The organism is Intestinibacillus massiliensis, from assembly GCF_900155735.1.
Taxonomy (GTDB): Bacteria; Bacillota; Clostridia; order Oscillospirales; family Butyricicoccaceae; genus Intestinibacillus; species Intestinibacillus massiliensis.
Window position 1 is genome coordinate 114495 of sequence record NZ_LT707057.1, and the last position, 13552, is coordinate 128046.

A 13552-nucleotide genomic window follows, 5' to 3' on the forward strand; every position below is an offset into this window, starting at 1 on the left:
GCGGGAGTGCCGCGCCGACGGCGCGCTGCTCGACCTGACCCAGCGGGAATTCGACCTTTTGGCCGAGTTTATCCGCAACCAGGGGCGCGTGCTGACCCGTGAAATCCTGCTCAGCCGCCTGTGGGGCTACGATTTTCTCGGCGACGAACGTATCGTGGACAGCCACATTAAAAACCTGCGCAAAAAGCTGCCGGTCGATTGTATCGAAACCATACGGGGGGTGGGCTACCGTGCTGCGAAAGAAGCTTAAAGAAAGCCTGACCGTGCGCATTTTCTGCGTCACCAGCCTCATCCTGCTCGCTGCAAGCGCGGCCACCTTCGGCTTTATCGCCTGGGCCACGCCGATCACCTATACCACGGTGCAAACCGAAGAACTGGCGCTGAAATCCGAATACCTGGTAAAAACCCTACAGGAAACCGACTATACCGACGCGGCGCCAGTCATCACGGCCTTTGCCCGGGACGAGGCCGACGTCGCCATCGTCGGCCCGGACAGCGAACTTGCCGACACGCTTTCACAGGCCGCCATGCAGGCCTCCTATGCGGACGGGACGCTGCGCGTCGTCACCACCGTGCCGGACGGCACGGACGTGGCCGCGGCGGCCGGGGCGGAAGACGCGGTGGACAGCGCGCCCGCCTATTCGGTCACGATGGGCACGCCCCTCACCTTCTCCTTTGCCGACCGCCCCGGCCGCTATACCCTCTATGTCACGCCGCGCACGCAGGACGGCATCCGCCAGGCGCTGTCAGCCCTCGGCCGGGTTGCGCCCTACCTGCTCGTCGTCATGCTGCTGTTTTCCGTGCTGGGCGCGCTGTTTTATTCCCGCTACATCACGCGGCCGATCGTCCGCCTCAGCGGCATTTCGCAAAAAATGGCCGGCCTTGATTTCAGCTTCCAATACGGCGAGCGAAGGCAGGATGAAATCGGCGTCTTAGGCCGTAACCTGAACCAGTTGTCCGACCGCCTTTCCCAGGCGCTCGGCGAACTGCGCCAGGCGAACGAAGCGCTCCAGCTTGACATCGACCGTGAACGCGAGCTGGAGCGCCAGCGCCTCGCCTTCTTTTCCGCCGTATCGCATGAGCTGAAAACGCCGGTGACGATTTTAAAGGGGCAGCTTTCCGGCATGCTGGAGGGGGTCGACGTTTACCAGGACCGCGATCAATACCTGGCCAAGTCGCTCCGGGTGACCGCCCGCATGGAAAACCTGGTGCAGGAAATCCTGACCGTTTCGCGCATGGAATCGAGCGGCTTTGCGCTGCATCCCAAGCCGGTCGACCTCGGGCGGCTTGTCGCCGCCCTGCTTGTACAGGATGAAGGCCTGTTTGCCGCCAAACCGCTCCGCTTGGAAACCACGCTCCCCGAGGGGCTTGTCGTCCCCGCCGACCCCGCGCTCCTGAAAAAGGCGGTGGACAACCTGCTGTCAAACGCCGTGTTCTATGCGCCCGCGGGCGCCGCCGTCTCGGTTGCGGTTGCGCGCGAAGCCGGCGCGGTCTCCCTGTCCGTCGAAAACAGCGGCTCCCACATCCCCGAAGACGCGCTCCCCCATGTGTTTGAAGCCTTTTACCGCGCCGAAAGCTCGCGCAACCGCCGCACAGGCGGCAGCGGCCTCGGCCTGTACATCGTCCAAATGATCCTCGACCGCCACGGCGCGGCGTACCGGATCGAAAACACGGAAACCGGCGTCCTTTTCACCATCCGCTTCCCCGTCCCCCCGGCTCTGGGGACATAACCACAAAAAAGCACCGGAACCCCATATAGAGGGGTTCCGGTGCTTTTTTGTGCGGCGGCCTCCCGGCCATTTACCCGAGCGGCTCGACCGCGCCCGCCGGGCATTGTTCGGCGCAGTACCCGCAGTGCAGGCAGTGCGCAGGTATGATGCGGTAGGGCGTGCCCGGCTCGATGCAGCCCTGCGGGCAGCAACCCGCGCACCTGCCGCATTGCACGCACGCATCCGTGATCCGGTAGCCCTTCTCCCGCCGCGCCCATTGCCCGATGGTATAGGTCTCCCGGAAGACCGGATGCTTCCCGAGGTCGAAATACTCGACCTCCGCCCGGTCGACGCAGAACGTCTCCAGGATATACCGCGCCTGCCCCGGGTACACGCCGTCCATGGACGGGTTTTCCTCGAAAATGCGGTCCACCCACTCCTTTTGCAGCGCGTCCGGCACCCTGCGCGACATACCGGCCACACGGATCATTTCCCACGCCGGGGTCAGCACGGTCATGGCAAGCCCCCGGCCGCCTTGCAGCTCGCGGTAAAACGCCTTGCCGCGCGCCGTCACAAAATAGATTTCGCCCCGCGCCGGTTCCACATGCATGACGTCGATGATGCGCACCTGCGGCGCGCCGTCCGCATCCACCGTGGCCATGGCCACGCTGCGCGCCTCCCGCAGCTTTTCTATACAGGTTTTTGCGTCCATCCCCTGCGCCCCCTTTGCCCTTTTCTGCATCATACCCCTTGCGGGACGCAATGTAAAGTACGAACTTTTGCGTGCCTTAGTTACCGGACGGATACCGCTCCACACAAAACACAAACCCGCTTCAACCGCACTCCAAACAGCCCTGTTATGATGGGGACGGGAAACAGGGGAAGGGGGCGCCGCCGGCTCCGCCCCTTTCCCATACCGCACGCGCAATATTACGGCGTACCCGCGCCAGCGGGCGCCACGGAGGAGAAACAGCCATGCATATTTCCATCGACCATCTCACCATGACCTATCCCACGGGCAAGCAGGCGCTGCGCGACATTTCGCTCAGCCTGGAAAGCCCCAGCCTGATCGGCCTGCTCGGGCCGAACGGCGCGGGCAAAAGCACGCTCATGAAACTGCTTGTGGCCGCCCTGCTGCCCACCGCGGGCACGATTTCAGTGGACGGCGCGCCGCTCTTATCGCGTGAAAAGGAACTGAAGTCCCGGCTCGGCTACCTGCCCCAGTCCTTCGGCCTGTACGAGGAACTGACCGTTTATCAGTTCCTCGATTATATGGCTGCGCTCAAAAACATCCCAAACAGCCGCGACGCCATCCGGGCGGCGATCCGTTTTGCCAATTTAGAAGAAAAGCAGAAGGCGCGCATCCGCACGCTGTCCGGCGGCCAACGCCAGCGCGTCGGCATTGCGCAGGCGCTGCTGGGCGATCCCGCATTCCTGATCTTTGACGAGCCGACGGTCGGCCTGGACCCGGAGGAGCGCATCCACTTCCGCAACCTGTTTTCCCGCGCGGCGCAGGACAGGATCGTGCTGCTGTCGACCCATATCATCGAGGACGTCCAGTCGGTCTGCAACCGGCTGATCGTGATCAGCGGCGGGCGCATCCGGTTCACCGGCACGCCCGCCGAACTGATCCGCACGGCGCAGGGGCACGTGGGCGTATTCGAGGAAAGCGGCGCGGCGGACGGGACGGGCGGCCTGCACGTCATCTCCCGCCTCAATACCGCGCATGGCATCGTCTGCCGCGCGGTGGCGGACGAGCTGCCCGCCTTCGCCCAGCCTGTCGAACCCACGCTGGAGGACGCCTACCTCTACCGTATTTCGGGGGAGGCCGCGCTATGAGGAACGCCCTGCGCCTATTCCGCCTGGAGCTTGGCCGCCTGCTCCGCGGCCGCCCCGCCCTGCTCGTCATGCTGCTCACCGTGCTGTCCCCCGTCCTGGGGCTTACATTTTACCGGCCGCTCTATTCCACCAGCCAGGCCGGTTACGCCACCACCACACTGGGCGTGCACCTTGCGAACCCCGCGCTCGCGGGCGGGCTTGCGGGCGCGGTGCTGTTCGCCCTGCTCACGGTTGCGGAGCTGGACCGCGCGCGGCGCTCCGGCATCGACGTGCTCACCGACGCCATCGTTTCGCCGCTTACCGCCGCGCCCATCCGGCTTTTTTCGCTCCTCAGCGCCGCCGCGCTAACCCAGGCCGTTACCATGCTCGCCTGGCTGCCCTATACGGCATATGCCGCGGGGGCGGTATTCGACGGCGGCGCCTATGTGCTGTCCTACCTGCTCTTCATGTTCCTGGCGCTGCCCATCGCCATCCTGTTTGCGGCCTCGGCCTATCAGTTCACCCGCCGGTTTGACCTGTCGGCCGTCCTGTTCGCCGCCTTTGCCGGCCTCAGCCTTACCGTATGGAGCCAAAACTGGCAGCTCTGCTGGCTGAACCCCTGCGTCTGGGCAATATCGGACGATTTTTCAAACTTCCGCCTGTTCCGCTCGGTGGCGTATGTCCGCCTCACCTGGCTGCTGGCGCTGGCCGGCCTTTACACGCTGTCCTATCTCTGCATCCGGCGCTACGGAAAGGGGCTGCCTGGCTCGCTCGCCCGCAGCGCCCGCCGCGTTTACCGCCCCGCGCTCGCGCTCGCGCTGCTCTGCTGCGCTGCCGCGGCGTACATCCACCAACCCTTCATCGACCACAGCAAGGAGCTGATAGACGGCTCGTACTTTGACGTGGACGCGCTGGAGGGGGTCACCTGCTCCAGCCGCTACGCGGACGTGCATCCCGACCCCAAAACCGGCCGCCTGTACGGCAAGGCGTCCTATCAAATCCAGAACAACACCGGACATAGCCAGGACGTCCGCTTTGCCACCAAACCCGGCTACCGCATCACGTCCGTGCGTGCCAACGGCGTGGACGTCCCCTTTTCCATGGACACGGAAGAGGAGCAAAACGCCGTGCGCTTCACCGTCACCCTCCCCGACGCGCCTGAAATCGACCTGCAAATCGGATACGGCGGTTTCCCGCGCGATTGGAACATCGTTTCCACCATGCAGGGCGAGCCCGAAATCAGCGCGGATTATATGAAGCTGGAAAACTACGTGCTCGCCCCTGCGCCGTACGATTTCTTTTACCGGGACGACACCCTGCCGGCCGTCATGGACCTCACGCTCCCGGGGCAGATGACGCCCATCCTTTTCGGCGACGGCAAGGCTACCCTGCACCGCGAGAACGGCGACGGCAGCAAAACCTGGCGCATGGAGGACAACGGCTATACCATGATCGTCTATGCGGGCGACTACGTGCGCGAGGAGATCGAAGCCGCCGGCCTCACCGTCCACTTCTACTATGGCCGTAAGCACCAGCCCGTCATGGAGGCCGCCGGCGCAAAGGAGGCCGTCCGCCAGGTCATCGAATACTGCACCGCGCATTACGGCCCGCTCAGCGCCTACGCGGACGGCTCATTCAACCTTATCCAAAGCCGGGTTGCGGGCGGCGGCTATGCCGGCGGGGGCGCGAGCACGCTCGATGAAATCGACTTCACCGCTGAGAACCTCGCCAATGCGGGCAAGGGCGCGGCGCCCGCCGAGGTCATGATCCACGAGCTTGTGCACCAGTGGTGGGGGCTGGGCAATATGTTTGACTCCTACCGCTCGGACGGGTCAACCGCTTGGTCCTCCGAGGGGTTGACCGTCTATACCACCTACCGCATCGTCAAGCAACTGTACGGCGAGGAGACCGCCCGCCAAAACTACGTCGACCAGTGGCGCGCCAATGTGGATGGGTACTACAAGGATTTCTATGTCCGCCATCCCGAATATCTGGACGCGCTCCCGTCCAAATTCCAGGCCGATATCGCAAACAGCCTGTCCGGCATGCGCCACTACAACGAAATGCCGCTCAAGATCCTAAAAGCCGAGCAGCTTGTGGGCGGCGAGGCCGCCATGGACCGAATCCTGTACGGCCTGTTTAACCGGGAAATTGATTCTTCCTATCCCTACCTGACCTATCAGGAATTCTTAGACGCCTGCGGGCTGACGGAGGAGGATTTACGCCTTGATTAAAATATTCCGATATGAGTTCCGGCGGCTCGTGTGCAACAAGTTCTTTTTCGGCCTGCTGGCCATCACGCTGTTTTACGGCTGGCAGGTGCTCATGGGAGACGTGATCCGCGGCGTTTCGCACACCGCGCCGTTTTCGCCGTGGGGTTTTGGCTTCTACCTTTCGCAGGTGCTGCCGCTCATCTGCCTGGGCGAGTCCTTCTTCCTCTCCTTCTTTGTTTCCAGGGCGGAGCGCCGCGTTTCCCAGCTTACGGCGGCCACGCCGGTCGACCCGCGCCGCTACCAGCTTGTACGCGCCGCCGCCGTGCTGGCGGGCACGCTGCTGCTCGCGGCCTGCGCCGTGGCGCTGTGCCTTGGGTTTTACGCCGTCTTATTCCACGTCCTGCCCCTGGGCACGCTGCTCCCGCCCGCACTGCTCCTCCTGGTCCCCGCCCTGCTGTTCTGCCTGGCCGCGGGCTTCTTTGCAAGCCGCTTCCACCCCGCGGCGCTGTTCGCCGTCGCCGCCGCGATCCTGCTGCTGACCCTCCTCCCGCTGCCCGGCTTCGCCTCCTTATCCCTTTCCGGCTTCTTCCGTTCCTACCCGCTTGCCGCGGCCGTCCTCGATCCCCCGTTTGCCGTCCCCGCCCCCCTGCTCCTCTCCCGCGGCGCCTACCTGTTCCTCGCCTTCGTCCTGCTTAAAAAGGCGGGGACCCCGCGTTAATAAACCGCAAAAGCGGGGCGGGCAGCCCATACCGGCCGCCCGCCCCGCTTCTAATTGCCCCTGTTGGATCGCGCTCCCTCCTGCCGCCGCAACGCATCCCCTCACGAATACCCCTTGGCGGCCGCGCCGCTTTTTCCCTCGCCGTAGGGATACGCAAAACCCGCCGCTGTGGTAAGCGGCGGGTTTTCCCATCAAATATGCCGGGTTGTCGACCGTACGATCAGTTCCGGATAGAGCAGCATCTTCTGCGGGCTGGCGGGATGCCCTTTGCCCTCCGCCATATCGAGGATCATCTTGGCCGCCAGCTTACCAATCTGGTCGGCCGGCTGCGCGATCGTCGTCAGGTTGATCTGCGGCAGCGACGACGACTGGTCGTTGTTGAAGCCGACGAGGCCAAGCTGCCCGGGCACGTCAAGCCCCTGCTCCGCCGCCTTCTGGTATACGCCCAGCGCGCTGTTGTCGCTGCAGCAGAACACCGCGTCCGGCGGCTCGGGCAGGGACAGCAGGTGCTCCATCGCCTGGTACCCGTTTTGCAGGGAATAGTCGCCGTACCAGATATATTCTTCGCGCATCGGCAGCCCGCGCTCCTGAAGGGTGCGTTCAAACCCGGTCAGGCGCTGGCGCACCAGTTCCTCCCGGAACCCGCCGACAAACGCCAGCCGCCGGTACCCGCATGCGATCAGGTGCTCCGCCGCCATCGCGCCCGCCGCGTCGTTCTCGATATCGATATAGCTCACCGCGCCCTTGTAGCCGTGGCTGATAAGCACCGTGGGGATGCCGGTCTCCTTGAAAAAGTCCATATTATCGCTCACTGGGCGCAGGATGATCCCATCCACACGTTTTTCCATGGCAAACAGCAGCTTCTGCCGCTCGATCTCCGGATCCCAGTACGTATTGCACAGCATAATATTGTATTTGTGCTCGAACAGCTCCTTATCCGCCGTCAGGGCGATGCTGCATTGCAGGCTTTCCGTGATATCGGGGATAATCAGCGCGATAGTGTGGGTTTGCTGCGACGCAAGGCTCTGTGCAATGGCGTTCGGGCGGTACCCGACCTCGTCCATCACCTGCAGGATCCGCTTGCGCGTTTCCGCGTTGATGCCCGGGCGGTTGTTGATTGCGCGGGATACCGTGCCCGAGGAGCAACCCACGATATTCGCAATGTCCTGGATTGTTTTAACGCCCATTTCACACTACATCCTATCTTTTTTGTTCATTGAAATTATAACTTACCTAGCAGAAAAAGTAAACCTCTCAGGGGGCTCCCATTGCCCCCGCCTACCGTTATTGTAATCGCTTACACATCATTAATCAATCTATTTGCACAATTTTGCAGTAATATACAATTTATATTGCTGCATTTTGTATACAATTTCGTGCGCACCCCCTTGAAAAACCAGATAAAGATTGTTATGCTAAATGCATATACAGAAAGCGCTTACGAAATGTTTCCAACCGGTGTTATGCAAAAAGAGAAGAAAAGGAGTGTATCCCCGTGAAACGATTCTTATCCGCATTATTAGCGGCCGCAATGGCCTCCACCCTCCTGCTTTCCGGCTGCAGTTCCGCCGACGGGCAGAAGGACAGCGGCGCGGATGCCGGCAGCAGCAAGCCCGCTGCCAGCACGCAGCAGGACAGCGGGAAAACGTACAAGATCGGCATGACGTTTTCCTACCGCGCGGAGTTCTTCACCCGCATGGAAACCGCGCAGCACAAGATGGCGGATGAACTCGGCAACGTCGAGATGACCGTGTTTGACGCGAATAACGATATCCAGCAGCAGATCAGCCACGTGCAGACCTGCGCGACCGACGGCTACGACGCGATGATCGTCAACCTCGTCGACTCCAACAGCACGCAGGAAGTCATCAACGCCGCGGGCGACATGCCGATCGTGTTCGTCAACCGCCTGCCGGACGAGTCCCTGCTCGTCGACAACCGGTACGTCTACGTCGGCTCGGACGAAAACCAGGCCGGCCAGCTCCAGGCCGAGTATATCGAAAGCATCTTCCCGGACAAAAAGGAGCTCGATGTGGTCATGCTCATGGGCGTGCTCGGCATCCCGACGCAGGTGCTGCGCACGAATTCGGTCAAGGACAAGCTGACCGAGGACGGCTGGAAGCTCAACATGGTGTTCGAGGACGCATGCGACTGGGACCGCGCCAAGGCGATGGACAAGATGCAGCAGTTCCTGGGCACCGGCAAAACCTATGACGTCATCATCGCCAACAACGACGACATGGCGCTCGGCGCGCTTGAAGCGCTGACCAGCGCGGGCACGTCGGACTACCCGCCCATCGTCTCCATCGACGCGAACCAGGAGGCGCGCACCGCCATTAAGGACGGCCAGATGGGCGCGAGCGTGTTCCAGGATGCGGACGGCCAGGGCACCGGCTCCCTGCAGTGCGCGGTCGACCTGCTGGACGGCAAGGATGTGGGCGTCTACAACTGGATCCCCTTCCAGCTCGTCACCAAGGACAATGTCGCCGACTTTGACTGACTCTCATACCTTTTTCTCTTTGCCGCGGGCGGCCTTTGTGCCGTCCGCGGCGCATTTATGCGCACAAAGCGGGCAGCCAATACGGCTGCCCGCTTTATGGGGCTTATGGTTCCTGCCGTTGTTCACAAAACGTCTGCAGCGTGCGCAGCATGGCCTGCACGTCGAGCGGCTTGACGAGATACCCGTTCATACCCGCCGCCTGCGCCGCCGCTCGGTCCTCCTCGAACGCGTTTGCCGTCATCGCCAGGATCGGCACGGCCGCGGCGTCCGGATGCTGCAAGCCGCGGATCGCGCGCGTGGCGGCAAGGCCGTCCATCACCGGCATGCGGATATCCATCAGGATGGCAAAATAATACCCCGCCGGCTTGCCCCCGAAGCGCTCGACCGCCTCCTGGCCGTTGTCCGCCGTATCGACCAGGATGCCATGCATCTCCAGCAGGGAGCGCGCGATTTCCTGGTTGAGCTGGTTATCCTCCACAAGCAGCACGCGCTGCCGGTTAAAGCAGTACTGTTGGGGCTGCTCGGCCTGGTGCGGGTGCAGGCCGAGGTGCAGGAACGTATCGTAAAGCGAGGAGCGGAACAGCGGCTTTGCGATAAAGCAGGTTGCGCCCGCCTCAATCGCTTCCGCCTTGATGGTGCTCCAGTCGTAGGCGGAAATGATGATAATCATCGTGTCCTGCCCAACCAGCTTGCGGATGCGCCGTGTGGTTTCCACGCCGTCCATATCCGGCATGCGCCAATCGATCATGGCGATATCGTAAGTGTCGCCGCGCGTAAGGCTGCGGCGCACCTCCTCGACCGCCCGCGCGCCGGAATCCACCCAGACGGTGCGCGCGCCGATCTCGCCCAGGATTGCCGCCGTCTGCGCCCCGACCACCGCGTCGTCGTCCGCGACCAGCACATGCAGGCCGCACAGCAGTTCCTTGGACTTGCGCTCCTGTTCGCGGGCGTTATCGTCTTCCAGCAGCCCAAAGGGGATGGTGAACGTAAATGTCGTGCCTTCACCCTTCTTGCTGTTCACCTCGATCGTGCCGCCCATGAGCTGCACGAGGTTATACACGATGGATAGGCCGAGGCCGCTGCCCACCTTGTTGCGCGCACTATCGGCCGCCTCCTGCTCGAAGGGGCGGAAGATGCGCTGCTGGAACTCCTCCGACATGCCGATGCCGCTGTCCGCGACAGTAAACGTCAGATAGGCAAAGCCGTTCGTGCGCCGCTGCTCCCGGATCTGCAGCAGCAGCCTGCCGCCCGCCGGGGTAAACTTGAGCGCGTTGGACAGCAGGTTCATCAGTATCTGCTTGATGCGCAGCGCGTCGCCGATGTAGTGCCGCTCGAGCGGCTCCTCATGGTACAGCTCAAATTCCAGGCCGCGCTCGAGCGTCTGCGGGTAGATGATCGTGTTGATCTCCGCAATCAGCTCGGTAAAGTCGAACGCCTCCTTGGCAACCGTCATCTTGCCGGTTTCAATCTTGGACATATCCAGGATGTCGTTGAGCAGCGCCAGCAGATAGCGCGAGGACGCGTCGATCTTGGAGAAGCAGTCCCGCACGCTGGCCGGGTCCTGGTATTTGATCTGCCCGATGGTCGTCATGCCGATGATCGCGTTCATCGGCGTGCGGATATCATGGCTCATCCGCGAGAGGAATTCGGATTTTGCACTGTTTGCCGCCTGCGCGGCGGCAAGCGCGTCGCGCAGGAGCTGTTCCTGGCGCGCCTGTTCCGCGCGCTGCGCGTCCAGCACCTTGATCAGCTCTATGGCGAGCATATCGCCGTTGATGGGATTATCCACATAGATGAGCTGTATGGAAATCCAATGGTATTTGCCGTCGTACCCCTTTTGCTGCAGCTCCATATAGATTTCGCGTTCCCCGTTTGCAAACCGCTGCATCACCTGCCTGCGGTCGAACAGCGCGGCGAAATCCTCCCGGTAAGACGGGTAGACGTCCTCCACCGCGCGGCGGGCCATCTCGTCGAAAGAGCCTTGCCGGGCGCCAAAGCCGCACTCCTGCTCGTCAATAAAGCAATTATAGGTGTCCCGCGTCAGGTTCAGGCTCATGATCAGCGGGTATGCCGTGCAGATCGCGGCGCGCAGCGAACGGTTTTCGATCAGCCGCTCGCGCTCCTGCGCCATTTGCAGGCGCTTGGTCTCCGTGATGTCGCTGAACACCGCCTGGATCACTTCCAGGCCGTTGGCGTTGATCAGCCGCTGCATCACGACGCTGATCCAGACCTGGGAGCCGTCGTGCCGGCGGCTCTCCCGCGTATAGGAAACCGGGTCGCCGTCAAGCGCCAGCGCGCTGACCAGGCCTTCGATCCACGCGCGGTCGTTTTCCAACACAAGCTGGAACGGGTTCATGACCTCCGCGCGGTATTCCGCCTCGGAACCGTACCCGTAAAACTCCCAGACCTTGCGGTTCAGGTTGATGATCCTATGGGACGGGTCGCCCGTAAACTGCAGGATGCCAAACGGCACGGTATTGTACAGCTGGGACAGAAAGCGCGCCTGGTGCTGCGCCTCGCGGCTGATCCGTTCATTCTCCAACTGGCGCTTCTTGCTCTCGCTGATATCGGAAATGAAGCAGTTAATCACGTCCTCCCCATCGGCGTCCTTCGACTGCTTGCCGAAATCTGCCACCCAGAGGATATCCCCGCCCTTCCTGCGGACGCGGTACTCGGCGTAATAGGTATCGCCCTGCGCAAGCTCACGGCTGACCTGCTCGGCCATCGCGTCGTAATCCTCCGGGAGGATGAAGCCCCTGCACGCGTTACCGGTCGCGGACTGGTACTCTTCCGGGCCGCTGAACCCCAGCAGCTTGCAAAGGTTCGTGCTGATCCATTTGGTCGGGAAGCCGTCCGCCGGATAACAGACCTGCATGCCGCCCGGAAGCTGGGACAGCATCAGGTCAATCTGGTTGTCCTGCTGGACCAGCATACGTTCCAACCGCTCGTACGCCGCCCGCGCCTCCTGCACGGGGAACAGCTCGTCGTCGGCAACGCCGGCGTACGATACGGAGTTGTGGATATAGGCGGTCTTGAGCGCGCCGCCTATCCGCTTGAAGACGAAGGTACAGCGCTGGTGGTTCTTGAAATAGGCCGCCTGGCCTTCGCAAGTCTCGATCCAGCTATCCCCCTGGCACAGGTAACACCCGTCCGCAAGCTCTCGCGTCACATACTGCCCGTCGGACATCACGCAGGGCACGAGGTCGCCCACGCCCGCGCGGAAGCAGGCCGCGACCGCCTCGTACCCCTCCGCCTTCATCTTTTCGCCGCCGCCCAGCCATACGACGTCCGGCGCGAAGGTGGATATCAGGAATTCCACATCCGAGTCGCAAAAATATCTGCGGAGGATTTTGTCCGCGTACCCCTCTACTTCCAGCCTCGTCTTTTCTTCCATTTCCGCCAACCGCTCCTTTGGGGTTGCCAAACAGCGCATCCCTTGAATTTTGCCGCATTCCTTACCACATTTGATTTATTATACCACGTCGCGCCATACTTTGGAAGCGGGCCCTGTCAAAGAGGGGACGTGCGCCGCGTAAAAATACGCGGCGCCGCCCCTCCCATGGGGGCGGCGCCGCAGCGTGCCGTGCCTAGCCCTGTATCCCGAAAAAACGCCTGCCGTTCTCGGCCGTGATGCGTACGACCTCCTCGGCCGGCAAATTGCGGATCTCCGCGATCTGCTCGGCCACACGATAGACGTATAGCGAGGAATTGCGCTTACCCCGGAAAGGCTCCGGCGAGAGGTAGGGCGCGTCCGTCTCGACCATGATGCGGTCGAGCGGCGCCATCTCGATCACCTCACGCGCCTTCCGCGCGTTTTTGTAGGTGATCACCCCGGTAAACGACAGGTAATAGCCCAGGCCAAGCAGCCGCTTGGCCATTTCCGCGCTGCCCGAATAGCAATGGAACACGCCCATCACGCCCGGGTGCTGCTCCACCACGGTCAGCGTGTCGAGGTGCGCCTCGCGGTCGTGGATGATGACCGGCAGCCCCAGCCGCTTGGCCAGGCGCATCTGCGCATGGAACACTTCCTGCTGGTACTTGCGCTTTGCCGGGTCCTTCTCCCAGTAATAATCCAGGCCGATTTCCCCGATCGCGCGCACCTTGGGGTTCTCCCGCGCGAGCGCCTCGATCGCGTCCAGGTCGACGCCGCCCTCCAGGTTCTCCGGATGGTACCCCGCCGCGGCGTATACATGCGGGTAGGCCGCGGCGTACGCGGCGGCCTTGCGGCTCGTATCGAGGTCGCACCCGGGGTTCAGGATCAGGCCGACGCCGTTTTCCGGCATCGAGGCCAGCAGCGCGTCGCGGTCGCCGTCAAACCGTTCGTCGTCGTAATGCGCATGGGTATCAAACAGCATCGCTTGCCTCCCCTGCATCCCCGGCGGGACGCTCGAACACCAGGTCGAGCGCCTTGATGCCGCCGTAGCTGGAAAACCGCGTCGGCACAAAGCCGGCGAAGCGCCAGCCGTCCCGGGCGTAAGCGTCGATGATGGCGCGGTGGCCGCAGTCCGCGTTGTCAAAGAAAAAGCCGCCGCCCGTCTCTACCGATTCGTAACGATATTCGTAACGCATAGTCCCCTGTCCTTTCCGTACAAAA

General features: G+C 62.5%; 11 protein-coding genes. 6 read left to right on the plus strand and 5 right to left on the minus strand.

The features are described 5' to 3' along the window. Together CZ203_RS06515 and CZ203_RS06520 are read left to right on the plus strand one after the other, a co-directional pair. A partial coding sequence (locus tag CZ203_RS06515) for a winged helix-turn-helix domain-containing protein (RefSeq protein ID WP_143436159.1) occupies positions 1-250 on the plus strand: 250 nt, incomplete at its 5' end. Then, positions 231-1730 (plus strand): sensor histidine kinase, encoded by a 1500-nt coding sequence (locus CZ203_RS06520; RefSeq protein ID WP_087065327.1) that lies wholly within the window; start codon positions 231-233, stop codon positions 1728-1730. The genes CZ203_RS06515 and CZ203_RS06520, both read left to right, overlap by 20 nt. A gap of 70 nt (positions 1731-1800) precedes the next feature. Here the strand turns inward: CZ203_RS06520 and CZ203_RS06525 are convergent, their stop codons facing one another. Next, on the minus strand, positions 1801-2421 hold the full coding sequence (locus tag CZ203_RS06525; RefSeq protein ID WP_235847473.1) for a pyridoxamine 5'-phosphate oxidase family protein: 621 nt from the start codon (positions 2419-2421) through the stop codon (positions 1801-1803). 263 nt (positions 2422-2684) lie between these two features. Between CZ203_RS06525 and CZ203_RS06530 the strand changes: the two genes are divergently transcribed. From CZ203_RS06530 to CZ203_RS06540, 3 genes are read left to right on the plus strand one after another with little or no spacing between them, the layout of a single operon-like run. Beyond that, a complete protein-coding gene (locus tag CZ203_RS06530) occupies positions 2685-3548 on the plus strand; it encodes an ATP-binding cassette domain-containing protein (protein ID WP_087065329.1) in 864 nt (287 codons plus the stop codon). Then, a complete protein-coding gene (locus tag CZ203_RS06535) occupies positions 3545-5761 on the plus strand; it encodes a hypothetical protein (RefSeq protein WP_087065330.1) in 2217 nt (738 codons plus the stop codon). The genes CZ203_RS06530 and CZ203_RS06535 overlap by 4 nt, the downstream gene beginning before the upstream one ends. Next, positions 5754-6458: a hypothetical protein gene (locus CZ203_RS06540; RefSeq protein WP_087065331.1), complete on the plus strand. Its 705-nt coding sequence runs from the start codon at positions 5754-5756 to the stop codon at positions 6456-6458. The genes CZ203_RS06535 and CZ203_RS06540 overlap by 8 nt, the downstream gene beginning before the upstream one ends. Positions 6459-6649: 191 nt before the next feature. On the opposite strand, the gene CZ203_RS06545 is transcribed toward CZ203_RS06540, so the two are convergent. Further along, positions 6650-7645 carry a LacI family DNA-binding transcriptional regulator gene (locus CZ203_RS06545; protein ID WP_087065332.1) on the minus strand — a complete coding sequence of 332 codons (996 nt, stop codon included), beginning with the start codon at positions 7643-7645 and terminating at the stop codon, positions 6650-6652. A 308-nt stretch (positions 7646-7953) separates the two neighbouring features. Between CZ203_RS06545 and CZ203_RS06550 the strand changes: the two genes are divergently transcribed. Further along, positions 7954-8958 carry a substrate-binding domain-containing protein gene (locus tag CZ203_RS06550; RefSeq protein ID WP_143436151.1) on the plus strand — a complete coding sequence of 335 codons (1005 nt, stop codon included), beginning with the start codon at positions 7954-7956 and terminating at the stop codon, positions 8956-8958. Positions 8959-9061: 103 nt separating this feature from the next. On the opposite strand, the gene CZ203_RS06555 is transcribed toward CZ203_RS06550, so the two are convergent. From CZ203_RS06555 to CZ203_RS06565, 3 genes are all read right to left on the minus strand, one after another. After that, positions 9062-12352, minus strand: coding sequence for a response regulator (locus CZ203_RS06555; RefSeq protein ID WP_087065334.1), 3291 nt, complete (start codon positions 12350-12352; stop codon positions 9062-9064). 193 nt (positions 12353-12545) lie between these two features. After that, a complete protein-coding gene (locus CZ203_RS06560) occupies positions 12546-13313 on the minus strand; it encodes a TatD family hydrolase (protein WP_087065335.1) in 768 nt (255 codons plus the stop codon). Next, on the minus strand, positions 13303-13527 hold the full coding sequence (locus CZ203_RS06565; RefSeq protein ID WP_087065336.1) for a DUF4177 domain-containing protein: 225 nt from the start codon (positions 13525-13527) through the stop codon (positions 13303-13305). The genes CZ203_RS06560 and CZ203_RS06565 overlap by 11 nt, the downstream gene beginning before the upstream one ends. Positions 13528-13552: the final 25 nt, after the last annotated feature.

Excerpts from the sequence above, each read along its gene's own strand:
- CZ203_RS06530 (WP_087065329.1), top strand. The coding sequence starts at position 2,685 with ATGCATATTTCCATCGACCATCTCACCATGACCTATCCCACGGGCAAG.
- CZ203_RS06535 (WP_087065330.1), top strand. The coding sequence starts at position 3,545 with ATGAGGAACGCCCTGCGCCTATTCCGCCTGGAGCTTGGCCGCCTGCTC.
- CZ203_RS06555 (WP_087065334.1), bottom strand. The coding sequence starts at position 12,352 with ATGGAAGAAAAGACGAGGCTGGAAGTAGAGGGGTACGCGGACAAAATC.
- CZ203_RS06525 (WP_235847473.1), bottom strand. The coding sequence starts at position 2,421 with ATGGACGCAAAAACCTGTATAGAAAAGCTGCGGGAGGCGCGCAGCGTG.
- CZ203_RS06565 (WP_087065336.1), bottom strand. The coding sequence starts at position 13,527 with ATGCGTTACGAATATCGTTACGAATCGGTAGAGACGGGCGGCGGCTTT.
- CZ203_RS06545 (WP_087065332.1), bottom strand. The coding sequence starts at position 7,645 with ATGGGCGTTAAAACAATCCAGGACATTGCGAATATCGTGGGTTGCTCC.
- CZ203_RS06560 (WP_087065335.1), bottom strand. The coding sequence starts at position 13,313 with ATGCTGTTTGATACCCATGCGCATTACGACGACGAACGGTTTGACGGC.